We start from the raw sequence: 26,588 nt of genomic DNA on the forward strand, positions 1-26,588 counted from the left end.
GCAAAATACAGAAATTATGCTGGTAAAGTTGATGCTCAGGGTGTTTTTCATTATCTGATCACTCCTAAGACTGAAATTTTTATTTATTAAATTTTAATATTTTGGCAGAATTTGGGATTTAATCTTTTTTGCTGGATTTATCGGCCGTGATCCCAAAAAAATGATGATATTTCTCTGAATATTGATGAAATATGTTATTGATGATTTTATCTGGCGATCGCTTACTTCGAGCCAACTGATCGCCTCCTTGGTATTTGTTAACTGTTATCTCCCTAAAAATGGTTGATTTTGAGTATTATTCTGCATAGACATAGCAACTGCTACAGCAAAAGTCATTTCTGCCGCTACTTGATAAGCTAGTTTAATATTGGCTTGAGACTGTTGACTACCAACAGGAAAGTAGGTTTGATAACGACAACTTGGCTCTCGCTCTACATTACCAGAGGCGATCGCCCTTTGCAAAATAATCAACGCATCCACATCTTCTGAATCATAATGACTTTGCAATAATGTTTGAATTTCATTTTGGGTATCAAGACCTAAATAACCAGAGTTTAAAGCTTGTTGTACAATTTCGTTAATTGAGGACATAATTTTCACCTAGCATGACAGTAAAGATTGATATTTCGGAGAAAATATTATTCTGAGAATATCATGTAAACAAGTGATAGCCCAATTGTTTGCAAATTTTATCATGTATATTATCCTTCACTAACCACCCAATTGGATCACCTTATAGAGTGATTTACAAATTTCGGTTAACGATTCATAATATTTATTTGAGCTATTTTTTCTATTCCACTGATAGCTGTATCATCTATGTTATTTTGAGTCTCAATACTGACCGAAAAATTAGTTATATATTTAACTTTATAGTCAAAAATATTACCCGGTTATCGTGATTTTCAATCGTAAATTCTCAAGTTGCAAAGCAATGTTATCTATTATGTAATTTACTTAACAAATAAAAACTTTATTTATTGATAATGATGTTAGTGAAATATAGTCTAAGTTGCAAATTTATTATGGTTTAGGAAAATTAAATGAAACTTATTTATGAGGATGGCTCCATCTCAAAAAAGTGTGTTATGCTAGGGAGCAATTATTGTTAAAAACAAATCATGTAATAATTAAGCGTGATTAGGTTGTGTTGTAAATCATCATTGTGCAACATGATTAGAGCAACATACTCTAGAAATTCGTTGCAAGAAAGTCGCTATAACAATCGGGGAAGTGCTTACTTGTTTGCACCGATGGAGAATTTTAATGTCATGGCTGAAGTCGGAGATACTCCACCATAACTTTATTGTATAGAGTGAGACCAAGCAAGGTAAAATCAACACAAATAACATTCTTATAGGCAAGACAAACGCTTAATTTGATTGATGTAACTTGCTAAAAATGTTTTGTTGTTGAGGGAAATTTGGTCAAATTAGTTGATAAAAAAAGCAACTGACTGCAACAGAAACAGCTATCATCGCTAAAAAACTATCAGCAGCTAGATTGTCAGTAGTTGTGATGAACTCATACCAACCTATTTACCTTACCTGACACTGAGCATTCAATTTCACAATTTAATAGTCTGAGGGAAAAACTGTAATTACCTAAGTATTGGCTGAGGTATTCAGGAAATTAACAATAGGTTTGTTGACAAAAAACAGCGATATTGTCAACCAACTATTTTGTTGTTCCATACAGAAATCACAATTCGTGGACAAAAAATCTGCTGTAAGTACAGGATAGATTTTTTGGTTAAATTGCTGATGTGTTCAGCCTAAAAATTGATGATGTCAAGGCTCAAATACGGAACTAAATTTGAGGTTACTTATTTAAGGGTATTTAGTGATTAATTTAGTCCTATAAATTAGGAATAAATTTTAATGACAAAGCAAAAATATCACATTTACCTAACCCTTGACGAAAATCTTTGATAGTTTTATCTCACTATCCCGTGAATTCTTTAATTGAGAGATATCAGAATCAGTGTTACTAGCATTACCAAAAATCCATTGCCAATACACAGTCAAAATTATTTACACCATTCATTTGAGAATTCGGTCATGAAGAAGCAGCAAAACAACTTAAAATGGCAGCGATTTCAAGAGTTGTTACTAATGACTCTCCTCGGAGATATGCCCACACTCGCATTAGGAACAAAATTAAGAAATCTGGCATATCGGCAGATTTTTGCTCAAATGGGTAGCTCAGTTTATATCCAAGATGGAGTTGAATTTATCAACACTGCTGGAATAGAAATTGGCAATGGCGTATACCTATTTAAAGGTGTGCGTCTGGATGCTAAAGGACATCCAAATAATAGAATTAGTTTAGCAAATGGCGTAGCAATCGAGCGTAATGTTGATATAGGATGCTTGCAAGACACTGATATCCAAATTCATGAGGAAACTTTCATTGGGCCTGATGTTTGTATTGCTGGCCCTGGAAACATTAAAATTGGTAAACGCTGCTTGATAGCATCTCATACTGGTATCTATGCAAACCAACACAATTTTACAGATCCAACATTGCCGATCAAGTACCAAGGTGTCACTTGTAAAGGTATTGTTATAGAGGACGATTGTTGGTTAGGACATGGGGTAACAGTATTAGATGGTGTAACTATCGGTGAAGGGAGTGTAATTGGCGCGGGAGCAGTAGTTACTAAAGATATTCCGCCTTTCTCTGTGGCTGTTGGTGTACCGGCACGCGTGATTAAAAGCCGCATAGCCCAGAACCTTGTGACATCTCATGCAACTCATGACTGATAGTTAATCAAACAGCTAGCATGACACAGTGGTAAACAGGGAAAAAATTTTTGTCAGTTCTTGCTGAAATAGGAAACCTCTGGGTTGGCTAAACGTCACAATATCAACCAGTAAATAACTATGACATCAGGGACATCTACAAATTAGATAGCTACATGGATCAGCCCACAAAAAACAGGAAAAGAATATTATCAGGTGCAACTAAGCGTAGAATCATCTGAGAATTCTACTAAACATGGTGTTTAAATACCACCGTTGTCTTCTCCAAAAGGAACGAGATATGGGTAATATAAAGGAGCTATCTTTTCTGCATGGCAGATACTAAGAAAGAGCTTTTTCGTCATACCCTTTGGAGAGATCGCCGATGGTTACTTTAAAAATCGCTGTTTATATTGTGGTTGCATTCTTTTTGGCTCTTTTTGTTTTCGGATTTTTGTCTAACGACCCAGCTCGTAACCCCGGTCGTCGGGATTTAGAGTAAAAACTAGACAAATCCTATGTAAGTGCCGGAAGCTAGAATACACCAGATGTTACAGACACCGACTGCTGGCTTGTACCATTGCAGTTGGTTGTCTATCTCCGGGAAGCTGGCTGCATAGTAGCAGAAAGCGCAAGTCGGAAGGCAAAAAGTGAATTCATCCTTCCGGCTATTAATTGGCTATTTGTTAGGTTGATTGTGTTCTAATATGCTTCATCCAGTTCTGCCTCCTGCACCGCCTACTCTCGTTGAACCCATACAACCTGCAAATTCCAGCTTATCTGCTAGCAATACTCAGTTTCCTAGTGTGGGGGAAGTTGACACCTCTACACCAGCACAAGCGGAAGCACTAAAAAATTCTAGCCAAGAGAATACGGGAACTGCTGCTAATAACACTTCTACGGACAAGAACTTATTAGTTACTCCCACCCCAGCAAAATCTACCAGCAGTCCAGAAACGTTCGAGCCAGAATTTTCTCCCCAGCCAACTACTAACAGTGCTACTAATTTAGGACAGCCTTTAGTCGTTGGTTATCCCATTGAGAAAACAGCAACATCGAATCGGTCAGTTGCTTCCAGTACCAATAACATTCAAGAATTAGCACCACCCCAAATCCCTGCTGTCACCGCAAATCTGAGCAAGGAAGCACAAAAAGAGCAGGTGAGAGTGCAGCAGTCTGGGGATAGTATTAATCTGTCAGTATTTAATCCTGATAGCGTACCCAGCCATCAAGCCATTCAAAATGTGATTGAGTTTAAGTCCCGTCAAAAAACTCAACCATCAGTTCCAGCAACTGTCACATTTGCACCCAACAGTCCCCAAGCCCAATTTTCACCCTCTGGTACACCAACCACAACTACCCCACAAGTGAGAGAAAGAATTGTGGAGGTGACATCAGATAGACAAGAATACGACCAGCAACGGCGTATAGTCACGGCTGAAGGTAATGTAGTGGTGCGATTTGATGGGGCGGTAGTCGATGCCGATCGCGTGCAGGTAAATTTAGAGAATTTAATCGCGGTTGGGGAAGGCGATGTTGCATTAACTAGGGGTGAACAAGTATTAAGAGGACAACGCTTTACCTATAATTTTCTCCTAGACAGTGGGGAATTAGAAAATGGCAGTGGGGAGATTTATGTCCCCTCAGCGTCAACAGATTTAGCGTTCTTACCCACTGATGTTACAGCCGGGGGAGTTCCCGCACAACCACCAAGCGATCGCATTCGGGCTAACCAACCAACCACAGATGTCACCAGTCCCGGTGGCATTGATTTGACAGTGGGTGGTACAACAGCCAGCAATTTACCACCACCAAAGTCTGGGGGTGAAGTCAACCGCCTGAGATTTGAAGCTGGACAAATTGAGTTTTATCCCCGTGGTTGGCAAGCGAGAAATGTCCGCATTACCAATGATCCATTTTCGCCTCCAGAGTTAGAGTTACGAGCAGATAAAGTGACTGTAACGCGAGAAGCTCCTTTAATCGACCGCATCACCACCCAACGCCAACGCCTAGTATTTGATCAGAACGTAGTTTTACCCCTACCCGTCAACCAGCAGACAATTGATCGACGAGAACGAGACACCAGCCCGTTTATTGTCTCCCCTGGCTATGATGGCGATCGCCGGGGGGGTTTGTTCGTGGAACGTGGCTTTACAGTGGTGAATACAGACAAGACACGCTTACGAGTTACACCGCAGTTTTTTGTCCAGAAAGCCGTTCAAGGTAGTGATGATGTACCCTCTCTGTTTGGTCTGAAAGCTAGTTTAAATGCAGTGTTGAGTCCCACATCTGTACTTCAGGGTTCTGGCGAGTTAACTAGCTTCGACCTCAATACTATAGATGAAAATTTAAAAGCGAGTTTACGCTTACGCCAAACTTTAGGAAATGTCAACCCCCATACATTGAATTGGGAATATAGCTACCGCGATCGCCTTTATAACGGTTCGCTGGGTTTCCAAACCGTTCAAAGTAGTTTGGGTGGTTTGATTATATCTCCAGTGATCCCACTCGGTAAAACTGGTATTAACCTCAGTTATCAAGCTGGCGCACAGTATATCAACGCCAACACCGACCGCCAAGATTTATTAGATATTAATCGGGATAACGATCGCGTTTCTCTAGGTCGCTTACAAGGTAGTGTTGCTCTCAATAAAACCTTCTTACTCTGGCAAGGACAACGCCTACCACGTACTCCCACACAGGGATTAAAGTATACAGCTAGACCTGTAGTTCCTTACTTGCAAGCGATCGCTGGTGTTACAGGTACTACTAGCTATTACACAAGTGGCGATAATCAGAATACCCTAATTGGTTCAGTAGGCTTGTTAGGGCAGTTCGGACACTTTTCTCGCCCATTCTTAGACTACACCGCTTTTAATGTTACCTACTCCCAAGGTTTAAACAGTGGTCTATCACCGTTTTTCTTTGACCGTTCCGTTGATACTAGAGTGCTGAGTGCTGGAGTCACACAACAGATTTATGGCCCTTTCCGTTTGGGCTTTCAAACATCAATTAACTTAGATACAGGTCAAGAAACAAGCACCGACTACATTTTAGAATATAGTCGTCGTACCTACGGCATTACCTTGCGCTACAATCCCGTGCTGGAATTGGGGGGTTTTAGCATCCGTATTAGTGACTTTAACTGGACTGGTGGAACAGATCCCTTTTCTGATGGTGAAGTCACCCCAGTTGTTGGCGGTGTGCGCCGGGAGAAGTGAGGGACTGGGGACTGGAGACTGGGGACTGGGGAGCAGGGGAGCAGGTGAGAGAAACGAATGACTAATGACTAATGACTAATGACTAATGACTAATGACTAATGACTCATGACTAACTTCAGCTGCTTGACTTGGTATCCTCCAACCCTTAACAATTAACGAGCAGAGTCATTTAACACAGGGAAAACTGACAGTGGTGAACCCGGAATTACCATCTTGGCGTAAAACAGTAGAAAGTCAGATTCTATCTGTGACGGTGTATAGTGACAAAGCCCTGGTAACACGACAGGGTAAGGTGTCTCTCACAGGCTCAGAACGCTCTTTGTTGATTTCTTCGTTACCAGTGACTCTAGAACCTGAGTCTGTGCGGGTAAGTGGTAAAGGTACGGTAGGGGTGCGGTTGTTAGCAGTGAGTTGCGATCGCATCTACACCACTGAACCTGTTGCGGAACGAGTCGCCCAGTTAACTAGGCAAATTCAGCAGCTAGAAACAGAAAAACGCCATCTACAAGCCCAAGTAGATGCTTTAAGTTTGCAATCTCAATTTATTGACGGTTTACGGCAAACTACAGCCGAACCCTTTGCTCAAAGTCTCTCACGAAAAAATCTCAGCCTCAGTGAAACCCTAGATTTTCTCAATTTTTTAGGTAGTCAGTATAGCGAATATGCGATCGCCTCTGGTGAGTGTAAAAGTCAGCAACAAGAATTAGACAAGCAAATACAAGCCCTGCGTCACTCATTACAAATTATCCAAACACCCCACGCCAAAGAAAGTTTTAGCTTAATAGTTGATGTAGAAGTTGCTGGTGCTGGCGAGTTTGATTTGCAGGTATCCTACATGGTAAATCACGCCAGTTGGACACCGTTATATGACTTGCGGTTAGATAGCATTAGCAAGACAGTACATTTAAGCTATTTGGCAGCACTCACCCAAAACACTGGCGAAGATTGGCAAAATGTAAATCTTACCCTGTCTACTGCTAAACCAGGATTAGGTACATTACCACCAAAATTACACCCTTGGTATATTGATAGTTTAACGCCGCAAGTAGTGCGATCGCGCCGACAACCTAGCCCATTGCTACCCCCTATCATGGCTATGTCTGCTCCATCTGCCGAAGAAGCACTACCAGAACCAGAAGCCGAAATCATCGAAGATACTTTGATTACCGCAGAAAACATGGTGGCAGAAGTATCTACAACAGGTAGTATTGTTACCTTTAAACTCAACGGTGGTGGTAACATTCCCAGCGATGGCGCACCTCACAACACCATTATTTTTAATGATGATTATCCCTGTAATTTGAAGTATGTAGCAATACCACGCCTAGTGAGTTTTGCTTATCTAGAAGCCAGCGTGAACAATAGTCATGATGGTACAACTTTATTAGCAGGTACAGCCAATATCTTCCGGGATGATATGTTTGTTGGCACAACTCAATTAGAAAATATCGCCCCAGGACAAGAATTTAAACTGAATTTAGGCATTGATGAAGGATTAAAAATTGAGCGTGATTTAGTTGAGCGTCAAGTAGATAAAAAACTGATTGGCAACCAACGCCGAACTACTTACGCTTATCGGTTAATCATTACTAACTTGCTCAATCAAGAAACTGATTTAACCTTAACCGAACAATTGCCAATTAGCCGCAACGAACAAATAAAAGTCCGCCTCATCCGCACCAACCCACCCATACAACTGAGTGAAATGGGAATTCTAGAATGGAGTTTAACTATTCCACCCCAACAACGTCAAGAGATATACTACCAGTTTGCTGTTGAGCATCCACCAGAGTTACAAATCACCGGATTAGACATTTGAAGCTTTCTGGAAACCTCCTTCCTAACCAATTTAGAGATGTTTCATGAAACGTCTCTACACATTCCCTATTCCCTGTTCCCTGTTCCCTGTTCCCTGTTCCCTTTAAAACTGAGCAACTAAAGAAGTTTGGCGAAGTTTAAAGCTACTATTAAAATGGAGACTATTGATCAATGAGGAAAACGAATGACCCAAGTGGTTTTAGGAGAAAACGAAGGCATCGATTCAGCATTACGCCGGTTCAAACGCCAAGTATCTAAAGCCGGTATCTTAGCTGACGTTAAGTATCATCGGCACTTTGAAACACCGTTGGAAAAACGCAAGCGCAAAGCAGTGGCAGCTAGACGTAAAAGACGGATGAAATAAACCGATACGGTTTGGTACGTGTGTTGCTTGAGGAAATTCACCTAAAAAAGCAACATTAACTTGCCACTAATTATTTTTGAGAATAATCAAGCAGGATGTGCCGCACCCCGGATGGGGTGTGAGTATACCGCTCTTGCATAAAATTTGATACTTTCAAGGTGTGATTATGGTTCGATGGATTCAGCAAAATTGCTGACCATCAACCAAAAATAAACACCTATTAGCACTAAAATTAAGTTTTTACTGAGGAACCTCAACAGTGCGACTGTTGCAACGGTTCATAGCCTTTTCGACTCCTTGCTTCAGGCTGAGTTCTACACACTCAACGACAAACTGGAGTACAAGAGACATCAGTTGATTTTCAGCAGCAGTAAATTTTCCCAACACATAGGAAACTGTCTCTGAGTTATCTCCATTAGCAGCATTTTTGGGTTTGCCGATACCGATACGTAGCCGGGGGAAGTTTTGGGTATTCAGATGAGCGATCGCACTCTTCATACCATTATGTCCCCCAGCCGAACCAGACAAGCGCAAGCGGGTTTTACCCAAAGGCAAATCCAAATCATCATAAATCACCAGCACCGACTCAGCAGGTACTTTATACCAACTTGTCACCGCTTGTATTGCCTGTCCTGAGCGATTCATATAAGTTAAAGGCTTGAGTAAGCGGATTTTTAACCCTCCTGGTGCGATACCTTCGCCGAATTCCCCTTGGAACTTGCGATTTTCTGCCAGAGAAATCTGCCAGGAACGAGCCAAAGCATCAACAGCCGCAAAGCCAATATTATGGCGAGTTTGGTCATATTTAGGCTCAGGATTTCCCAAACCCACAATTAGCTGAGGAATCACCACAGCCGAAGGCGTAACAGTTTCCGTCATCGTGTTTTCAGTCTATAAACTAGCAGCAGCGACTTAAGCAGCTGGCGAAGAACCAGCATTATCCTGCTCAGATTTAGCCTCTTCAATTTGTTTAGGTTCAATTTGGGCAGTAGTTTTAACAGCCTGTTCTAATTGTTCAGTTTCTCGCTTAAACTCACTCTGAAACTCATTAGAGGCTTCTTGAAAACCGCGAATTGCTTTACCTAAACTTCTACCAATTTCTGGCAGCTTCTTAGGGCCAAAGATTAACAACGCCACAACCATAATCAAAGCCATTTCCGGTAAACCGATACCAAAAATATTCACGCGGTTTCTCCTGTTGAAGTGTTAATAAATGGAGACTGGGGACTGGGTAAGAGATTCTACCTTATCCCCCTCATCTTCCTCATCTCCCTCATCCCCCCTACTCCCCACTCTCTCACTTATTTAAGCCTAACTTGTTGAGGAGTCAAGCCACAAAAAAACCCGGATGAACCGGGTAGGTGTTTTTTAGCTTTAACAGCTTATTTGCTGTATATTGTCTTAGCTACCTAAACTGCGCCAGTCAACCATGACATCTTGAATCATGATGGACTTGTTGTAAAGTTGCAGAATGATCAGCAAAAACACGAAAAATAGCCCCATAAAAATAGCCATTACTGGAGTTGTTCCCCAGCCAGGAGCTACTTTACCATACTCAGAATTTAAAGGTCGCAGGATATCTCCCAACCTAGTGCGTTGTGCCATAGTTCACCTGAGATTAGTTGCCAAAGCTTTTTTTAATCTTCTGTAATATTCTATAAGAATAGCACTCATCATCAATAAATCACTTATGGAACCCGCAACAGTTCTTATCATTTCTGTAGCAGCCGCCGTCATTGGAATCACTGGGTATGGAATTTATACCTCCTTCGGCCCTCCTAGCAAGGAATTATCAGATCCTTTTGAGGATCATGAAGATTAAAAAGGGAGTAGAGACTGGGGAGTGGGGACTGGCGACTGGGAAATAATTTAGGGTGGGCTTTGCCCACCAAAACATAAATATGCTTGACAAATTGTACTTTTTGTGTTAAGAGGTTAACCAGGATTGCCGTATCAGTTTAAAACTGGCTATTTTCCCAGGTTTGATTGTTGAAATTCCTGTAGTGGGACGTTCTAACAAGTCTACTGACTCAGCTAGGGTTAAGCCTACATCACTCTGTAAGGATAATTCGGCTGTTTCTCCTTGAGACTCGTAACACCGGATAATTAATTTATCGGGTTCGTCTTCAGATGGTTTGACAGCCATTAAAACTAGATTTTCGACTGGGAAATTTAAGCAACTGAGTCTGTCTCTATTGGGGAGTGGGGAGTTGTGAGTGGGAGTATTATTAAGTATTATCACTTCTAAGTGTATGTTTAATTCGTAACCTCTTCTAACTGTCTGGGCTGACTGCCAGCTATCTGCGTGAGGATACAAAGCATACGTAAATTCGTGTAAGCCTCGGTCGGCTTCTGGGTCTGGCCAGTTGGGGCTTCTTAGTAGGGTTAATCGTAGTTGTTGTGGTTGAGCGTCGTAACCGTATTTACAATCATTGAGTAGGCTAACTCCGTAAATACCCTTGTCTGTGGTTTCTGTTAAATCAGCCCAACGTAAAGCGGGGACTTCCCATTTTGCTTTTTCCTCTGGGGTTTGGGGTTGGGTGGGGCGACGAATTGCACCGCAGGGGATTTCATAGGTGGCAAAGTCGGCTGTAAGATTGAGAGGAAAGGCGGCTTTGACTAAAACCTGATTTTCTTGCCAGTTAACTTTAGAGGCAATTTTTAAGACGGGTGAACCGGCTTGTAAAATATAATCTTGGCAAAATTCTGAGTTACCTAACTGACGCACTACACGCACACGATGTTGTACTTGCCCTTGTTCTAGCCATTCTATAGATTTAAGATGGGTTGGGGGTAAGGGATGCTGGTTATAATTGGGGTCTATGTTCCAAGCATCCCAATATTGACCACTGTCTTTAAAAGCTTGTAATTGATTACCAGCACCATTCAATATTTCTCTTTGATGGGTTTTGTCAAAGACACTGGCTAAATCTCCGGTGTCGGGGTCTACAATAACCTGTAGGTGGTCGTTTTCTAAGATGTATTCTGTTGGGAGTGAGGGGGATGAGGAGGATAAGGAAGATGTGGGGGATAACCAAAATAGGCGATATCCTACGGGGGGTATGTCGGTAGCTAGGAAGAGTAGGGTTGAGGGTTCAGATAATTGGGATGTGAGTTGCTGTCCGGTGGTGTCGTAAACTTGATACTGTTGCTCAGGTGTGGGTAAGTTGACAGATACTACCTCTGAGCGTTGCCAGTTGAGGGCATTAAATACGAATATTGGTAAACTGTCGGGATGTGGTGGGTCTGGTAGGGTAAAATGGGATGCGATCGCCTGTAATGATTCCTGTAATATCTTCGTTCCTACTTGTTCCACTTGCTGCCATTGCGGTAAGGCATCTACATAAACTTGGGTAATCGACGAACCAGGTAAAATATCATGAAACTGGTGAAATAATACTTGCTTCCAAGCGGTTTCAATTTCCGCTTTGGGATAGGTTACGCCACAAATAATATGAGCTAAACTGGCAAAGAGTTCAGCTTGATAAAGTAAATTCTCACTCTTTCTATTCCAGCGTTTTTGATCGGCGTGGGTAGTATAACAACCACGATGGAATTCTAAATATAGTTCATCATTCCAAGTTGGGTATTGGGCATTGGGCATTGAGGTAACATCTTCTCTAATTTCTGCCTCCTGCCTTTTGCATTCTGCCTGAATTTGTTGGAGATATTTTTCAGACGTAATAAATTCTAAGTCTGGGAAGAAGGGCGATGTTTGCCAGCGTCGGGCTGTTTCTAACATATCACGGGTGGGGCCGCCGCCGTGGTCGCCAACACCAGGAAGCCAAAGGGATGTGGTTAAATTGGTTTGGGTTTGCCATTCTAAAGCATAGGCTGTCATTTTTACTGGGTCAATGCCTTCGCCAATGGGTGCAGACATATAACTCAAAACTTGACTACCGTCAGGCGATCGCCACCAAAATAGGCCATAATCAAATTTAGTAGTATCATTCCACCGCAGCTTTTGCGTGACAAAATACTCAATTCCAGCATTCGCTAAAAACTGCGGTAATGTCGCACAAAAACCAAAGGTGTCGGGAACCCAAACCACACTCGTCAGCTTACCGAATTTTTCCTGTACATAACGCTGACCATATAATAGTTGACGGACTATCGACTCTCCATTAATCAAGTTTAAATCTGGTTCTACCCAAAAACCTCCGACAATTTCCCAAACTCCCTCAACTACTTTTTGTTGAATTGTCTCAAATAAGTCTGGGCGATGTTCTTCTACCCAAGCATACATGGCTGGGGTAGAATGACAGAAAATTAATTCGGGGAAGTCTTGTTGTAGTTTCAAGACTGACTCAAACGTGTTTTGGGCTGCATTCCACGTTTCACTGACAGTCCACAACCATGCTAAATCTAAATGAGCGTGTCCTAATAAATAAATTTTAAATTTGGCAACGTCTATAAATGAAGATGCTGACAGATAATCTATCAGGTGTTGACGTAAACTGATGAGAGTTTCTGGGGTGTGGTTTGGGTATTGATTGATGATGGCTGCTAAAGAGTCTAGTTGTTCTGGGGCGAACTTTTCTAGATATAACTGCAATATAGCTAACTCATCAGCGATAAAACCGGGGTCGGGATAATTATAATCTTTAGACTCGTACATCAGGAGCGATCGCACCAAAGCCCCTTCACAATGTCCCGGACTGACTAACCGCAAAGCTATAATAAATTCTTCCCCTGGTGTCACCTCTGGACTTAGCAATATTCTAGGCGAACAATCAAATAAATCTCCTTCTGATACTAATTCGCCATTCACATAAATTTTAACTGAGTCTGCCCACCACAACAACGACAACCGCAAACACAAACCGCCTACAGGATACCCGTGTAAACTTTCGGGAACTGTGAATTTTTGGGCTAACCATAACACTTTCTGCCCACCATCCCAAGCAAAGTTACCTTTAGCGTTTAACTCCACAGTTTGCCAGTCTGCTAAATTCGATGCTACGACATCAGTAATTTCTTGGTGTGATGTTGAGGATAACCAAGAAGGCTGAATATTCACTTGGCAGTAACCGCGCAATTGAGCGATCGCGTCTGAAATTAATTTTGTATAGGATGGAGATATAGGAGGGGTCATATTTTCGCTAAGATGAGGACAACTACGACAATTATTAGCAAGCAGTCAGAAGTCAGAATTTCAGGGTAAGAATAGATTTTTGTAGCACTGGCTGAAGACTCATCTGTGAAGTAAAGCAATAAATTTTGCACTTTTCCACACCCAGCCCATAAGAATCCTGTATCCTGTATTCTGAATTCTTTGATATTGTTTGGCGGGAGTCTCACAAATCAACAAGGCTCAAATTAATCACTTACTACCATGTCCTCTGGTTCTTCTGGTCGTTATCAAAGCAGACTCTTTAACTTTGTCCACCAGCATTCTCGGCGGTTGACAGCGCAGTGGGAAAGCACCTTCAGACATTTACAAGTTGCAACTAAGTGGGGCGTGGAAGCCCTAATTTATCCTGTATATTTATTGTGGCAATCAGCTAATGCGGCTGTAAAAACGCTATACTCCCAAGAACCAGCACCGCAGCCCAAGTTACAGCCAGATTATACCGATTTTTCTCCAGACACCCCCCCGGTTGCTGATACACCCATTCAGCATATACTAGAGGCAGTCAAAAATCTCCCATCTGAAGCGGTAACTGTTACCCCGACAAATACATCACCACTCTCTCAAGCATGGAAGTTTTTGAAGTCAAAATTTTTGCCTCATCACACAACTAACTCTCAGGTTTCTCAATCCTTAACTATTCCGAACAAAACGGTAAACAGTCTCAACGCAGTCAACCAAAATGATTTGCTTCAGCTTCAGCTACCTGTGGTGAGAGGAATTGCTACAGATTTATGGCATCGGCAATTGGTACTTGTCAGCATTGAGAATCAAATTCTAGATATTTTGACACCACAGCAACAAGCCAAATTAACCGACAGAATTATTAGTGAAGTTGCTAATTATTACCATTTTCAGCAGTTAGCTGCAACTCAAGAACAAGCGCAGTTATTACCAGAAATTGAGCAAATATTAACCAAGTTGACGGGCAGTAATACCGCTACAAATCCTGCTTTAGAGCCAGGAATATCACAGGATTTACCCAACACCAACAAAATTCTAGCATTCCTAGACAAAGCAGTTGCCCAATTGGAAACAAAAGCAATAATTCCTGTGCAACAAAGCAGCCAGGAAATCATCCGAGTTGCCCAAACTCAAATCAACCTGTTTGTTTATGGCAAAGAATCTTTATCAAATACAGGAGAAATTGCAGTTAATCATGATAATTTAGCTACTCGAAACCAGAATATTACAGCTTTAATTGAAGTGGCTCTTAATTACTTTTTTGGCGTAGGTAAAGATAAGCAATTGCTGAGTCAGCATGACAAATTCTTACCTGAGAGTAATCAATTAAATAATGATAATTCCATAGTAGATAGTTGGCTAAATTGGCAAGATTTATATGGTGATTCGGCAACGGTGACTAAAAAGTTAAATTCTACTGTTGCGCCTAGTGCATCGCTAGGGTTATCTTGGCAGAGACAATTGAATTCTCCACCATCGAAAGCCGAATCTAATTTAGTGCCAAGCAAAAAACAACCCCGCAAATTAACGCGATTTCAACCCAAATCTAGAGGTGCTATTTCTCCACTGAGAAATACTCATGAAATAGTAGAAATTTCTCAACAAACTCACCCAGAAACACAAGCAGAAACACAACCAGACTGGATAGAAACCAAAGCTACTTCTGTCGGCTATGAAAAACACATACTAGAACAAGTCTTGGAATGGTTGGATCATGCTATGCTTTGGCTAGAAGAAAAATTAGTCAAGATTTTTCAACGACTACAAAGCCTGTGGCGGGGAAAGTAAAGTATAGTGTGACTTTAAATTGATTTGGTGTTTCTCTGCGTGAAAATTATTGTTTACTGTAAATACTTCAATTTTAAAAATCCACTAGATAAACCAAAAATTGAGACATTTATTGTTAATTTACCCCAAATTCCCAGAGTTGGTGAAACAATTGTGCTTGAAAGATTGTCAACTCAAAAACAATGTATAATTATCTTTGAATATATAGTGACGGCAGTGCAGTTAAACGCTTCCAGAGAATCTGCTGATGCTGCTGATGCTCAAGTTAATGCTTGTTTGAATCATTGTTGGGAAGGAACTTCTAATTTTAACGTTACGCATTTTTTAGAAAAGTGAAGTTTTACCACAATATATGATTCAAAAAATGACGCAAAGGCTTTAATCCTGTAGGTTCTTGATAGTCATTTGGTAAAAGTGACATCATAGCATTCTGTAATTCTATCAAAGCCGTTTCCACTTCCTGCCGCTTTGGTCTAGCGGTTTGACTAAAATGTAAAGGTTCACCAAAACGTACCGTTAACTCTTTACCCCAATATAGGTCTTGTGTCCCAATTAACGCTACTGGTACAATTGGCACACCAGCCCGTAAAGCATAAATTACAGTTCCTCGCTTCAAAGGTAAATTTAATTTACCTTCGGTGTCTGCAAGTCTTCCTTCAGGAAACAAAATTAAGCTATCTCCATGAGCCAAAATTCCGAAAACAATGCGGTCGATTTGGCGTAATGTGTGTATATCTCCACCTGTAGGTACTGTTTCTGTAATAACTTGCGCTAAGTTAATTAAGTCTTCCCTTCCCGCTTTCGCCGCTTGAATAACAGCAAGTTCTTCTTTCCATATCCTCGCTAAAGGAATTACACCCCCTGCTATACTTAAAATTAAGCGTTTCCACCATTTGTTATATAAGGTGCGGGCATCACCCAAAATGTAATAGTAGGGTTGGGTAGGAAGTTCCGCTAGTAGTAATAGGGGATCAATGTGATGAAGATGGTTAACTGCTAGGATGGCTGGTGTTTGAGGAACTTTTTCTAAGTCTTCCACCCGTACCCGAAAAATACAATGTATGAGCGATCGCAATACTAACCGCCTGATACCAGAATTAATTCTCGGCGTGGGATACTGTTGATTAATCGCTTCTAGCTGAGTCAGCGTCTCTGTAATCATTGCACGCACAGCGTGATGATTGGCGGCGGCAACACCTTCTTCTACACGCCTGATACTTGCTGTCGTCACCGGGGGCAAAGTTTCTGATGTAGTAATACTGTCTGACTGTTCGCTAGATGACACTTGCGCTAACTCTTACCAACTCGTAAGGGATTCCCTACAATATAGCTTGATAGGCTAGAAGCTTGTTAGGAACACGTATCAAATATTAACCCGATGATCAACCACAGTGAAGGCATCTTTCCAAGTATCGGGAATCTGAAACTTTATTATCAAGGCTGGTTGCCAAAAGGCACGGTTAAAGCCATCTTAGTTATCATACATGGATTGGGAGGACATAGCAATAAGTACAGGAATATATTTGAGCATCTTGTCCCCAAACAGTATGGTATTTACGCTTTAGATTTGCGGGGTCATGGGCGATCGCCTGGTCGGCGTGGTCATATAATTTCTTGGGCTGAATTCCGCGAAGATGTCAGGGCTTTTCTGGAGTTTATTCAAAGCCAACACCCACAAAGCCCAATTTTTTTGTTAGGTCATAGCTTAGGTGCAGTCATAGTCTTCGACTACGTTTTACACTATGCACCAGCAGCATCAACATTAAACGGCGTAATTGCCCTAGCACCAGCCATCGGTAAAGTTGGCGTGTCCAAATTCCGCTTACTGTTAGGGAGATTATTGTCACGAGTCTGGCCAAGTTTTACCTTAAATACTGGACTTGACTTAACAGCCGCTTCACGAGATGAGAAAGTCTTAGCAGCCTACACTCAAGATGTGCTACGTCATACTGTAGCAAGTGCGCGTTTAGCCACAGAATATCTTGCCGCCGTCGCCTGGATTGATCATCATGCTTCAGATTGGCAAGTACCATTGCTGATTCTCCACGGTAGCGCGGATCGAATTGCTTTACCAGAGGGTAGTGAAATGTTTTACCAGTTGATAGCTTATCCAGATAAACTGCGAATTGAATACCCAGGCGCATATCATGAATTACAAAATGATCTGAATTATCAGGAAGTCTTGGCTGATTTAGAAAAATGGCTAGAGGCACATTTGGGAGTCATTAGTTATTAGTCAACAATTAACAATCAACCATCAACTATTAAACTTAATTATGCACTGGTTTTTATCTGGTTCGTTGAGTGTGGAAAAATTGACAGTCAACATTCGCGGTTTAGCTGCATCTCTACAAGGTAAGAAGTTGGTGCATTTATCAGATTTTCACTACGATGGTTTGCGACTTGCTGATGAACTGTTAGAAGAAGCGATCGCAGTTAGCAATGAAGCACAACCCGATTTAGTATTACTCACTGGTGATTACGTCACCACTACCCCAAAACCGATTCACCAATTAGCACAGCGACTAAAAAAACTGCAAAGTCGTCATGGTATTTACGCCATCCTCGGTAATCATGATCTGTATTACAGACACTCACAACAAGAAATTACAGCATCGCTGACTAATATCGGGATTCATGTTTTGTGGAATGAAATTGCTTATCCTTTCGGAACAGATTTACCAGTAGTAGGAATACTAGATTTCTACTCACCAGGATTCAATCCGCCACTAATTTTTAATCAATTAGACCCCAGCATACCACGCATTGTTTTAACCCATGACCCAGACACCGCCGCTTATCTCAAAACATGGCGGGTAGATTTGCAATTGGCTGGTCATACTCATGGTGGACAAATTATCATACCAGGCTTGGGGCCTATATTATCCTATCGCTCCAAAATTATCCGCAAAATTCCTATAAAACTGCGTCTGCGTATACCATGTTTACTCAAAGAGTATTTTGTCGTTAGACATTGGGAATGGTCACAGGGTTTACATCGTATCGGGGATAATCAATTATATGTGAATCGGGGTTTGGGAACTTATTTCCCAGGGCGGATATTTTGTCCGCCGGAAGTAACAGTAATTACCTTAGAAAAAGAATAGTTGTTGAGAATAATTCAACAGTCAGAATTCCATCGCTTGTAGGGTGCATTTTACAGATAATTTGGGCAAAATTAACATAAAATCTATATTTGACACACCCTAGTAATGTGCTATTTGCGTCAGTTATATCTTCCTTTTGGCTAATGCTTTGCTGATTTGGCGTTTAAATATTAATTTTTAACACTTTCTCCAGACTTATAGTGATTTTTGATAAGCTGTAAACGCTGGTATGAGGAGTCCCTAGCACATTATGCACTGGTTGTTTACAGGTCGTTTAAGTGTAGATAAACTAACGGTTAAGATTGCAGAACTTCCCCCCAGATTACAAGGTACAAAGTTAGTGCAATTATCGGATTTTCATTACGATGGGTTGCGGCTATCGGAGGAACTACTAGCAGAAGCGATCGCCGCTACTAATGAAGCAGAACCAGATTTAATACTATTAACTGGGGACTATGTAACTGATGATCCTACCCCAATCCATCAACTAGCATTAAGACTGAAATATCTACAAAGTCGGTATGGTATTTATGCTGTGCTTGGTAATCACGATATTCACTACAGTCATTCAAAAGCAGAAGTTACCAAAGCTTTAACTAGCATAGGGGTTCATGTCTTATGGAATGAAATAGCTTACCCCCTAGGACAAGATTTACCCATAGTCGGATTAGCTGATTACTGGTCAAGAGAATTCAATCCTGCGCCAGTCATGCAACAACTTCATCATGCCACACCCAGAATTGTTTTATCTCACAATCCCGATACTGCCAAAATCTTAGAACAATGGCGAGTTGATTTACAACTATCCGGTCATACCCACGGTGGACACATTGTTTTACCAGGTATCGGCCCTGTAGTTTACCACTATAAAAAATTGCTCAAACAAGTTCCCAAAAAACTGCGGCGTTGGGTACCATTGCTATTAGGCGACTGTTCCAAAGTCGTGCGATATTGGGAATGGGCGCAAGGATACCATCAAGTTTCACAAAACCAATTGTATGTCAATCGTGGCTTAGGAACTTATCGACCAGGACGTTTGTTTTGTCCGCCAGAAGTTACACTAATTACATTATCTTAATTCAGCCAAATAGAGCTATTCAACATGACAATAACCGCCGAAAGCTAAGACGGTAAAATCTCATTAGCTGACGGCGGTTTCTTAAATATATAGTCGTTAGAGAAGATTGAAAGAACAGATTGAATGAACTCAACTAAGGTGAACAACTTTCGCAACGATTACCTCTGAATCTTACATCCTTGATTCCAATAGGCAGGCATTTCTGGCTGTAAGTTCAAAACCTCCACAAAAAATTCAACAAACTTAAGGCGAAAACACGTTTACAGGATGCAAGCCACGAGCTTAAGATTGCGAGAATTAAGGTCTTAGAGCAGGAGGTACAGGCTCTAATTTCAAGGCTTGGTTTGAATCAACTTTTAACCTTTTTGTACCTTGCTTTTAATTTAGCACCTTTTTTTTAACTTGGTATAGCTATTTACTAAACTTGAATACCTTTAACTTATCGCAACAATTGCCACATTTATCTTAAACTTTCCTGCATTTTAGGGACTCTTGACTCTTGACTGGGAAAGAGGAATTGGATTGAGCAGGGAAAAATGGGGAAATTCTTCTCCCCCCTGCTTCCTCCACTCCCTCATCCCCCTCATCCCCCTCTGGGATGGATAGGTTTAATCTGATGATAATGATAAAAATTTTCAATAATCTTGTGAGTTTTATCGTTCACATAGCTCGCTATACTACCGCTAGTGGCTATTTTCAAGGGTATAGCAGCTTAACTACATCAGCTAAGTTTTGAGCTTGACTAATTGATCAGGTTAAGAGAGACTAACTAATGACAGATGTGTAGACTTATAAAATTTATAATTTTTGTAAACATTCTGAGATATTTATTTTGAGAGATGGAACATTAGTTTAAAAATGGCAATTTTGTTCCTAAGTAGAAATGTTCCTAGGGCTAAATATTTAGTATGCTGCTAGGGCAGTACAAATCAAGCGTACTATCGTGGTTGGCCAAGAGCATGGAGACATTAGAGTTCATTATCTATCCAGACGGTCGAGTACAAGAGAAAGTCACTGGCATTGTGGGAGCTTCTTGTGCTGAAGTTACAGCAGCCATAGAGGCGCAGCTAGGGCAGGTACTTAGTCAGGAGCCAACCTCAGAATTTTTCGCCACTAATGTACAGCAATCTGGTGTAGCGAATACACAAGCTACTTACAGCGATTGGTAAGTGTTCACCTTTAGTTTAGTGTCATTAGTTTTACAACCACCATGTCACACTTTAGCCAAATTAAAACTCAAATCCGTAACTTGGAATCATTAAAAGATGCTCTCACTGACTTGGGCATAGATTGGAAACCAGGCCCGCGCGAAGTACGTGGTTATCGCGGACAAACTCATCCTGCGGAAATCACTATTGAGCAGGATAACGGCTATGACATCGGCTTTAGATGGAATGGCAAAGAATATGAGCTAGTTGCTGACTTACAATACTGGCAGCAAAATTTATCTGTGGACGGTTTCTTGCGCCAAATTACCCAACGTTATGCTTTCCAAACAGTCATGAAAGAAACAGCACGGGTAGGGTTTCAAGTTACCGAACAACAAAAAAATGACGATGGTTCGATACGCTTAGTTGTACAACGCTGGAGTGCGTAATGGCTGATTTTCTGCCCTCTCCGGAAGCACAAGATGAAAATCGTTCCGGGTTCGAGCCAGAACTAGGTGGTTTCTTAAGAGATGCACCAGAACGTTCAGGATTAGAACCGGAATTAGGGGGAATGCTGCGCCAAAAAGGTGTTTATGTAGACGAAATCACCTGTATTGGCTGTAAGCACTGCGCTCATGTTGCCCGTAATACGTTTTATATTGAACCAGATTATGGGCGATCGCGTGTAATTCGCCAAGACGGGGACGCGGAAGAAGTTATTCAAGAAGCAATTGACACTTGTCCGGTTGATTGCATTCATTGGGTGGATTACACGGAACTGAGAAACTTAGAAGCAGAGCGCAAATATCAAGTTATTCCTGTGGTTGGCTATCCGGTAGAAAAGGCAGTTGTGGAAGCGCAAAAGCGGCGCAAAAAGCAAAACTCATTAAAGAACAAACAAGCTCATTCTTAAACAGCAAATGTTAAAGATATAAAATATAGGACTGGTTTTACCAGTCCTTTTGTTGTCTCATGGGCTAACAACTGTCGGTTGTTTACATTAAAAGGGAACAGGGAACAGGTGACAGGGAACAGGGAACAGGGGGTGACAGGGAATAGGGAATAGGGAATAGGGAACAGGTGACAGGGAACAGGGAACAGGGAACAGGGAAATCCCCATCATGAAAATTAGGGGATTTGAAACGGACGTATTTTTTCTAGCACTACCTTTTATCAATAAATTTAGGCGGCTCATACCCATGATTCGGGCAGGATTTACGACTATTCCCTGTGAAGAGTTCCCTGTTCCCTGCTGTATCCAGATGGGATTATGTCAAAATATTAGAAAAAACTTGATTGCAAAGTGAATCAAACAGCTGTGAATCAGAACGGGGCAATGCGGCACAGCAGTCAACCCAACTATTACTCCTTGCTAGGGCTGCATCCCTCAGCATCAGTAATTGATATCCGCCGCGCTTATCGGAAACTAAGCAAACGTTATCATCCCGACACTACAGAATTACCGGCTGCGGTTGCTACGCCAAAATTTCAGCAAATCAACGAAGCTTATGCCACTTTGAGCAATCCCGAACGGCGTTTAAATTACGACATCAAAATTGGCTATTCTCGTTTTGGAGTAATTCAAGCACCAGCTGATCTCAATCGTCCGGTATCCTATGCTTATGATTACTCAAAATCAGCTTATTTGGATGCGAGCGATCGCCCCCTCTCCTCTGGTGAAATTTTCGCCTTATTTATTTTGGGCATCACGTTTGTTAGTTGTTTGCTGCTAGCAATTACCATTGGCGTAATTCGTGGAGATAAACCTTTACAAACCCAGCTACCACAACCAACGGCTACACTCCAACAGTCAATTTCCCCAACATTATCATCAAATAATCACTTGGAAATTCACAACTATTGGGCTTAATTTTGAACTTTGAAGTTTGAATTTTAAAATTTTTATGGCTATTATTCCCTCTGATACCCCTTTATACAGTCATCCTCTGCCACAAATTGAGCAGTGGTTAAGAGAGCAAGGTTGTCAACAAGATGAAACACAACTTCATTGCTGGCGTGTACAAAAGCCTGATTGGCAAGCCGAACTGTGGCTAGATATTGAGCAAATTGTCGTCCGATATATCCAAGCGGGAGAGAATGGACAAGATATCCAACGCGCCTTTAAATATTCCCTCAGCCGGGAAGATATTGAACAAGCTGTGTTTTCAGGCCCTTGAGGCAGATGAGGGAGATGGGGGAGATGAGGAAGAAATTATTTCCCAGTCCCCAGTCAAGAGTCCCTTCCAGTCCCCCATCCCTAAACTTTCCCAAATCGTCGCTCCCTTTTTTGATACGCACACAAGGCGCGATGAAATTCCACCCTGTCAAAATCTGGCCAGAGGGTATCAGTAATATATATTTCGCCATAAGCCATCTGCCAGAGGAGGAAATTGGAGAGGCGCATTTCTCCACTGGTACGGATTAACAAATCAGGATCAGCAATTCCGGCTGTGTAAAGATGACGTTCAAAGATTTCTTCGGAGATGTCATCAGGTTTTAAGATACCTTGCTGCACCTTTTCGGCGATCGCCCGACAAGCTTGTAAAATTTCTTGTCTGCCGCCGTAGTTCGTAGCCACAGCAAAACGGATACCGCGATTGTGCTGAGTTTCTGCCATCGACCGGGAAATTTCCTCTTGGAGCGATCGCGGCAAAGCTGCTAAATTACCTACAAACTGAATCTGGACATTCTCCTCGACCATTTCCCGCAGTTCTTGGCGTAAAACTCTCTGGAATAGAGTCATCAAAAAATCTACTTCTTCCTGTGGTCGTTTCCAGTTCTCCGTAGAAAAAGCATAAGCCGTTAATGCCTGAATTCCCCAATCCCTACAGCAACGTAGCAAATCCTTAAGCGCATCTACACCTCGCTTATGACCCATAATTCTGGGTAGACCTTGGCGTTTAGCCCAGCGACCATTGCCATCCATAATCACTGCAACGTGTTTTGGCAGTAGTTCTGTTTTTAAATCAGGGGGCAATTCTTGTAATTCAGTTTTTTGTATTGTCATTTTTTGTCTTGAGAAGCGGTCGAGGATAATCCGAGTAAACGTGAAACCAGTGTTATTGCCTTACTACCAATCTGACGACCCAAGCTTAACAAACCAGGGGCGACAGCTTCCCGATCTACACTGGGTGACAATCGAGCCTCTAAAGACTCTTTCAGCTTCCTAATCGTCAGTGGCCTATTCAGGGTTCCCCGTTCCGCTAGGGAAATAGAACCCGTTTCTTCTGATACAACGACACAAATACAATTTTCGACTCGCTCAGTAATTCCCATCGCTGCCCGGTGGCGTGTACCCAACTGGCGCGAGGCTGTGCGTCCCGAAAGCGGTAAAATTATACCCGAAGATACAATCCGTGAGCCACGGACTAATGTTGCCCCATCATGTAACAAAGTCTTGGGCTGAAAAATCGTCTGTATCAGTTCCTTAGAAACGTCCGCATTCAGCTTTACCCCTGGCACAGAAAAATCTCGCTCATCAATCGGGCCAGTAGTTTCTAAAATTAGTAAAGCTCCAATTCGGTTCTTCGAGAGTTCTTTAACCGCTTCCACAATTTCATCAATTACACTATCAGACTTGGGAATAGTAAGATTAGATGGTTGAAATAGCTGCCGAAATTCACCACGTCCCAATTGTTCCAAAAATCGCCGGAATTCTGACTGGAGAGCCACGGCCATAGCTACAGCACAACCAATCACCAACTTTTCTAGAACAAAATTTAACAGTGGTAGACCAAATCTGCCGCTAAGTGCTGAGGCTAGCATTAACACAATGAAGCCCCGCACCATCCACAGTGTCCGACGCTCGCTGATAATAACCAATATCATGTAAGTTAGCGTCAGCACAAATACAATATCCAGAGTCCCCAGCAGCAAGGACTGAGACCATCCCAGGTTTACCAGCCATTGCTTCCACCAATCTCTCATGACATCTGGATTACTCTTGTAACTTTAGTCAACTGTCGTTAGTCATTAGTCATTAGTCATTGGTACTTGGCTAATGACTAATGACCAAGGACTCAAGACTAACTCTTTAATCTTTCAGGTAAGCAGTCTTGTCGAATTAAATCTTGATATGTTTCGCGTTGCAAAATTAAGTTTGCTTCGCCATCGGCGACTACAACAGCTGCCGGACGGGGTAAGCGGTTATAGTTGGATGCCATACTGTAATTGTAAGCACCAGTTCCCATAACTACGAGAATATCCCCAGCTTCAGTTTTTGGCAGTTGGGCATTTTTAATTAAAATATCCCCAGATTCACAATGCTTACCAGCGATTGTGACTGTTTCTGTGATGGGCGCAGACAACTTGTTGGCAACGACGGCGCGATAAACTGACTGATAGGTAATCGGACGGGGATTGTCAGACATACCGCCATCAATGGCGACGTAGGTACGAATTTCTGGTATAGTTTTAGATGAGCCGATAGTGTAGGCAGTCACGCAAGCTGGCGCAATCAGCGATCGCCCAGGCTCAGACAATAACTTGGGTAAAGGCAGATTTTCGGCTGCACAAGCGGCTTGTACTACCTCACAAATCGCTTTCACCCACTCTTCAATGCTTGGGGGATCATCCGATTCTACATATTTAATCCCCAAACCACCACCAACATTTAATTCAGTGAGATTTAAACCATACTTGGCTGCATCCCTGAGCCACTGTACCATCACAGCCCCTAAATCTTGATGTGGTTGACGCTCGAAAATTTGCGAACCAATATGAGCGTGTACACCTACACAGTTTAAAGTTGGTTGCTTGCTCACAAACTCAAACACCTCGCCCAAATCGTTGGGATCAAAGCCAAACTTGCTGTCTAGGTGTCCGGTGCGGATGTATTCATGAGTATGACATTCAATCCCTGGTGTCAATCGCAGCATAATCCGGGTTGATGGTACAGACATTGCCTTCAATATCTCCACCAAGGTATGCAATTCATACCAGTTATCGACCACAATGGTGACACCAGACTCAATTGCTAAAGTCAGTTCAGCACGGGATTTATTATTACCGTGGAGGTAAATTTTTTCAGGACTCATCCCAGCCGTCAAAGCGGTGTAGAGTTCACCCCCAGAAACCACATCAATTCCTAAACCTTCTGAGGCGATCATCGCACAAACCGCCAAACAACTCCAGGCTTTGGAAGCGTACAATACCTGAGATTCGCCAGGATAATATTTTTTAAAGCTATCTCGGTATTGTTGACAAGCTGTTCGCAGGGTGGCTTCATCTAAGATATATAGAGGTGAACCAAACTGCTCAACTAAAGTTGTGACATCACACCCACCAATTTCCAGGTTGTCGTTACTATTAACTTTGGCAGTTAAAGGTAAAAGTTCCTGGTTGGGCGAAATATTTGTACTTGTGTTGCGCCTTTGAGGTAAATACTGAGTACCAGCATTTTGAACCTCAGCAGGGTGAGTTGATACCATAACTATAAATAAGTTGTCCTTGTTTAATTTATGGGCGTGAATTAGTACCCAATCCCAGTTTACAAAGGGTTTGTAACCTTATCCTAATAAAAGTGGTCTTATTTTCTAACTTAAAATTTAAATCTCTGACTTTAGAGGATATCAACGCCATACTCGAACTTGATCAAGCTTGTTTTGGCGGACTTTGGACTATGGAGGGCTACCAACGTGAGTTAGATAGTCCGAATAGTGATTTACTGGGAATATTTTCCCCTAACTCTAGCAGCAAATTGCTGGGTATGGGGTGCTTTTGGTCGATTTTAGACGAAGCCCATATTACTATTGTGGCAGTTCATCCCCAATATCAGCGTCGAAGTTTGGGGCAGGCTTTGTTATATTTCCTGCTACAAACTGCTGGCGATCGCGGTCTGGAGCGAGCTACCCTGGAAGTTAGGGCTTCTAACTTAGCAGCAATATCTTTATATCAAAAATTTGGGTTCAAAACAGCTGGGCGACGACGGCGTTATTACCAAGATAACGGCGAAGATGCTTTAATTCTCTGGCTTTCTGACTTACAAGCACCTTCATTTGCAGAAAAATCGCAGCACTGGCGCAGCATGATTAATTCTCACCTGGAAAAATCTACGTGGGATTTGCTGATCTAATTACAAGGCTGGCAAACAAGTCTGTTGTGTCATCAGAGCAAATTCCAGGCATTCTAAGTATAAATACTCAGGCTATTCCCAAAAAATCCGAGTCGCCAGCACCCTAGTGATTGGAGAGTGACCGGATTTTTAAATATTTTTACTTATTAAA

The 26,588-nt window shown here is 41.9% G+C and carries 27 protein-coding genes; 18 read left to right on the top strand and 9 right to left on the bottom strand.

The annotated features are described in order from the left end of the window. Positions 1-264: 264 nt before the first annotated feature. Positions 265-591, bottom strand: coding sequence for a hypothetical protein (locus AACS98_RS03940; protein WP_066376613.1), 327 nt, complete (start codon positions 589-591; stop codon positions 265-267). A gap of 581 nt (positions 592-1,172) precedes the next feature. On the opposite strand from AACS98_RS03940, the gene AACS98_RS03945 reads away from it, so the two are divergent. The 6 genes from AACS98_RS03945 (at position 1,173) to rpsU (ending at position 8,148) form a co-directional block, all read left to right on the top strand. Beyond that, a complete protein-coding gene (locus AACS98_RS03945) occupies positions 1,173-1,301 on the top strand; it encodes a hypothetical protein (protein ID WP_255362686.1) in 129 nt (42 codons plus the stop codon). A 759-nt stretch (positions 1,302-2,060) separates the two neighbouring features. Further along, complete coding sequence (locus AACS98_RS03950) at positions 2,061-2,765, top strand: acyltransferase (protein ID WP_066376614.1); 705 nt, start codon at positions 2,061-2,063, stop codon at positions 2,763-2,765. A 364-nt stretch (positions 2,766-3,129) separates the two neighbouring features. After that, positions 3,130-3,246 carry a photosystem II reaction center protein I gene (locus tag AACS98_RS03955; RefSeq protein WP_082803686.1) on the top strand — a complete coding sequence of 39 codons (117 nt, stop codon included), beginning with the start codon at positions 3,130-3,132 and terminating at the stop codon, positions 3,244-3,246. A gap of 205 nt (positions 3,247-3,451) precedes the next feature. Continuing rightward, positions 3,452-5,965, top strand: a complete 2,514-nt coding sequence (locus AACS98_RS03960; protein WP_066376615.1) for a DUF3769 domain-containing protein — start codon at positions 3,452-3,454, stop codon at positions 5,963-5,965. Between the two features lie 191 nt (positions 5,966-6,156). After that, positions 6,157-7,785: a mucoidy inhibitor MuiA family protein gene (locus tag AACS98_RS03965; RefSeq protein ID WP_066376616.1), complete on the top strand. Its 1,629-nt coding sequence runs from the start codon at positions 6,157-6,159 to the stop codon at positions 7,783-7,785. A 183-nt stretch (positions 7,786-7,968) separates the two neighbouring features. Continuing rightward, entirely contained in the window at positions 7,969-8,148 is a 180-nt protein-coding gene (rpsU, locus tag AACS98_RS03970) for a 30S ribosomal protein S21 (protein ID WP_017316130.1), read from the top strand. Between the two features lie 240 nt (positions 8,149-8,388). Here rpsU and pth read toward each other — a convergent pair whose 3' ends face one another. The 3 genes from pth to psbH form a co-directional block, all read right to left on the bottom strand. Next, positions 8,389-9,027: an aminoacyl-tRNA hydrolase gene (gene pth / locus AACS98_RS03975; protein ID WP_066376618.1), complete on the bottom strand. Its 639-nt coding sequence runs from the start codon at positions 9,025-9,027 to the stop codon at positions 8,389-8,391. A gap of 33 nt (positions 9,028-9,060) precedes the next feature. Beyond that, on the bottom strand, positions 9,061-9,333 hold the full coding sequence (locus tag AACS98_RS03980; protein WP_066376619.1) for a TatA/E family twin arginine-targeting protein translocase: 273 nt from the start codon (positions 9,331-9,333) through the stop codon (positions 9,061-9,063). 216 nt (positions 9,334-9,549) lie between these two features. Next, on the bottom strand, positions 9,550-9,753 hold the full coding sequence (gene psbH, locus AACS98_RS03985; protein WP_015136548.1) for a photosystem II reaction center phosphoprotein PsbH: 204 nt from the start codon (positions 9,751-9,753) through the stop codon (positions 9,550-9,552). A gap of 85 nt (positions 9,754-9,838) precedes the next feature. Between psbH and psbN the strand changes: the two genes are divergently transcribed. Next, positions 9,839-9,970, top strand: a complete 132-nt coding sequence (gene psbN, locus AACS98_RS03990; protein WP_066376620.1) for a photosystem II reaction center protein PsbN — start codon at positions 9,839-9,841, stop codon at positions 9,968-9,970. Between the two features lie 105 nt (positions 9,971-10,075). On the opposite strand, the gene AACS98_RS03995 is transcribed toward psbN, so the two are convergent. Continuing rightward, on the bottom strand, positions 10,076-13,243 hold the full coding sequence (locus AACS98_RS03995; RefSeq protein ID WP_066376622.1) for an alpha-mannosidase: 3,168 nt from the start codon (positions 13,241-13,243) through the stop codon (positions 10,076-10,078). 240 nt (positions 13,244-13,483) lie between these two features. Between AACS98_RS03995 and AACS98_RS04000 the strand changes: the two genes are divergently transcribed. Then, a complete protein-coding gene (locus tag AACS98_RS04000) occupies positions 13,484-15,031 on the top strand; it encodes a hypothetical protein (RefSeq protein WP_066376623.1) in 1,548 nt (515 codons plus the stop codon). Positions 15,032-15,070: 39 nt separating this feature from the next. After that, positions 15,071-15,367, top strand: coding sequence for a hypothetical protein (locus AACS98_RS04005; RefSeq protein WP_066376624.1), 297 nt, complete (start codon positions 15,071-15,073; stop codon positions 15,365-15,367). A 4-nt stretch (positions 15,368-15,371) separates the two neighbouring features. Here AACS98_RS04005 and AACS98_RS04010 read toward each other — a convergent pair whose 3' ends face one another. After that, on the bottom strand, positions 15,372-16,316 hold the full coding sequence (locus AACS98_RS04010) for a lysophospholipid acyltransferase family protein (RefSeq protein WP_066376625.1): 945 nt from the start codon (positions 16,314-16,316) through the stop codon (positions 15,372-15,374). A gap of 93 nt (positions 16,317-16,409) precedes the next feature. Between AACS98_RS04010 and AACS98_RS04015 the strand changes: the two genes are divergently transcribed. From AACS98_RS04015 to AACS98_RS04050, 8 genes are all read left to right on the top strand, one after another. Continuing rightward, positions 16,410-17,267, top strand: a complete 858-nt coding sequence (locus AACS98_RS04015) for an alpha/beta hydrolase (RefSeq protein WP_066376627.1) — start codon at positions 16,410-16,412, stop codon at positions 17,265-17,267. A 40-nt stretch (positions 17,268-17,307) separates the two neighbouring features. After that, on the top strand, positions 17,308-18,138 hold the full coding sequence (locus AACS98_RS04020; protein ID WP_066376629.1) for a metallophosphoesterase: 831 nt from the start codon (positions 17,308-17,310) through the stop codon (positions 18,136-18,138). A 250-nt stretch (positions 18,139-18,388) separates the two neighbouring features. Continuing rightward, a complete protein-coding gene (locus tag AACS98_RS04025; RefSeq protein WP_066376630.1) occupies positions 18,389-19,216 on the top strand; it encodes a metallophosphoesterase in 828 nt (275 codons plus the stop codon). Between the two features lie 959 nt (positions 19,217-20,175). Next, the gene (locus tag AACS98_RS04030; RefSeq protein WP_066376631.1) at positions 20,176-20,385 is read left to right on the top strand and encodes a DUF2997 domain-containing protein; all 210 of its coding nucleotides are present in this window, start codon (positions 20,176-20,178) and stop codon (positions 20,383-20,385) included. A gap of 41 nt (positions 20,386-20,426) precedes the next feature. Further along, on the top strand, positions 20,427-20,813 hold the full coding sequence (locus tag AACS98_RS04035) for a DUF1257 domain-containing protein (RefSeq protein WP_066376632.1): 387 nt from the start codon (positions 20,427-20,429) through the stop codon (positions 20,811-20,813). After that, entirely contained in the window at positions 20,813-21,277 is a 465-nt protein-coding gene (locus tag AACS98_RS04040; RefSeq protein ID WP_066376633.1) for a ferredoxin, read from the top strand. The genes AACS98_RS04035 and AACS98_RS04040 overlap by 1 nt, the downstream gene beginning before the upstream one ends. Before the next feature lie 423 nt (positions 21,278-21,700). Then, positions 21,701-22,234, top strand: coding sequence for a J domain-containing protein (locus AACS98_RS04045; RefSeq protein ID WP_066376708.1), 534 nt, complete (start codon positions 21,701-21,703; stop codon positions 22,232-22,234). Positions 22,235-22,268: 34 nt separating this feature from the next. After that, positions 22,269-22,541 carry a DUF3143 domain-containing protein gene (locus AACS98_RS04050; RefSeq protein ID WP_066376636.1) on the top strand — a complete coding sequence of 91 codons (273 nt, stop codon included), beginning with the start codon at positions 22,269-22,271 and terminating at the stop codon, positions 22,539-22,541. Between the two features lie 80 nt (positions 22,542-22,621). Here the strand turns inward: AACS98_RS04050 and AACS98_RS04055 are convergent, their stop codons facing one another. From AACS98_RS04055 to lysA, 3 genes are all read right to left on the bottom strand, one after another. Next, positions 22,622-23,371 (bottom strand): isoprenyl transferase, encoded by a 750-nt coding sequence (locus tag AACS98_RS04055; protein ID WP_066376637.1) that lies wholly within the window; start codon positions 23,369-23,371, stop codon positions 22,622-22,624. After that, complete coding sequence (gene cdaA, locus AACS98_RS04060) at positions 23,368-24,291, bottom strand: diadenylate cyclase CdaA (RefSeq protein ID WP_066376638.1); 924 nt, start codon at positions 24,289-24,291, stop codon at positions 23,368-23,370. Before cdaA ends, AACS98_RS04055 begins: the two co-directional genes overlap by 4 nt. Before the next feature lie 98 nt (positions 24,292-24,389). Continuing rightward, positions 24,390-25,793, bottom strand: a complete 1,404-nt coding sequence (gene lysA / locus AACS98_RS04065) for a diaminopimelate decarboxylase (RefSeq protein WP_066376639.1) — start codon at positions 25,791-25,793, stop codon at positions 24,390-24,392. A gap of 92 nt (positions 25,794-25,885) precedes the next feature. Here lysA and rimI point away from each other — a divergent pair, with 92 nt between their 5' ends. After that, complete coding sequence (gene rimI / locus AACS98_RS04070; RefSeq protein WP_066376640.1) at positions 25,886-26,437, top strand: ribosomal protein S18-alanine N-acetyltransferase; 552 nt, start codon at positions 25,886-25,888, stop codon at positions 26,435-26,437. Positions 26,438-26,588: the final 151 nt, after the last annotated feature.

Source organism: Anabaena sp. CA = ATCC 33047, from assembly GCF_963870205.1.
Taxonomy (GTDB): domain Bacteria; phylum Cyanobacteriota; class Cyanobacteriia; order Cyanobacteriales; family Nostocaceae; genus Trichormus.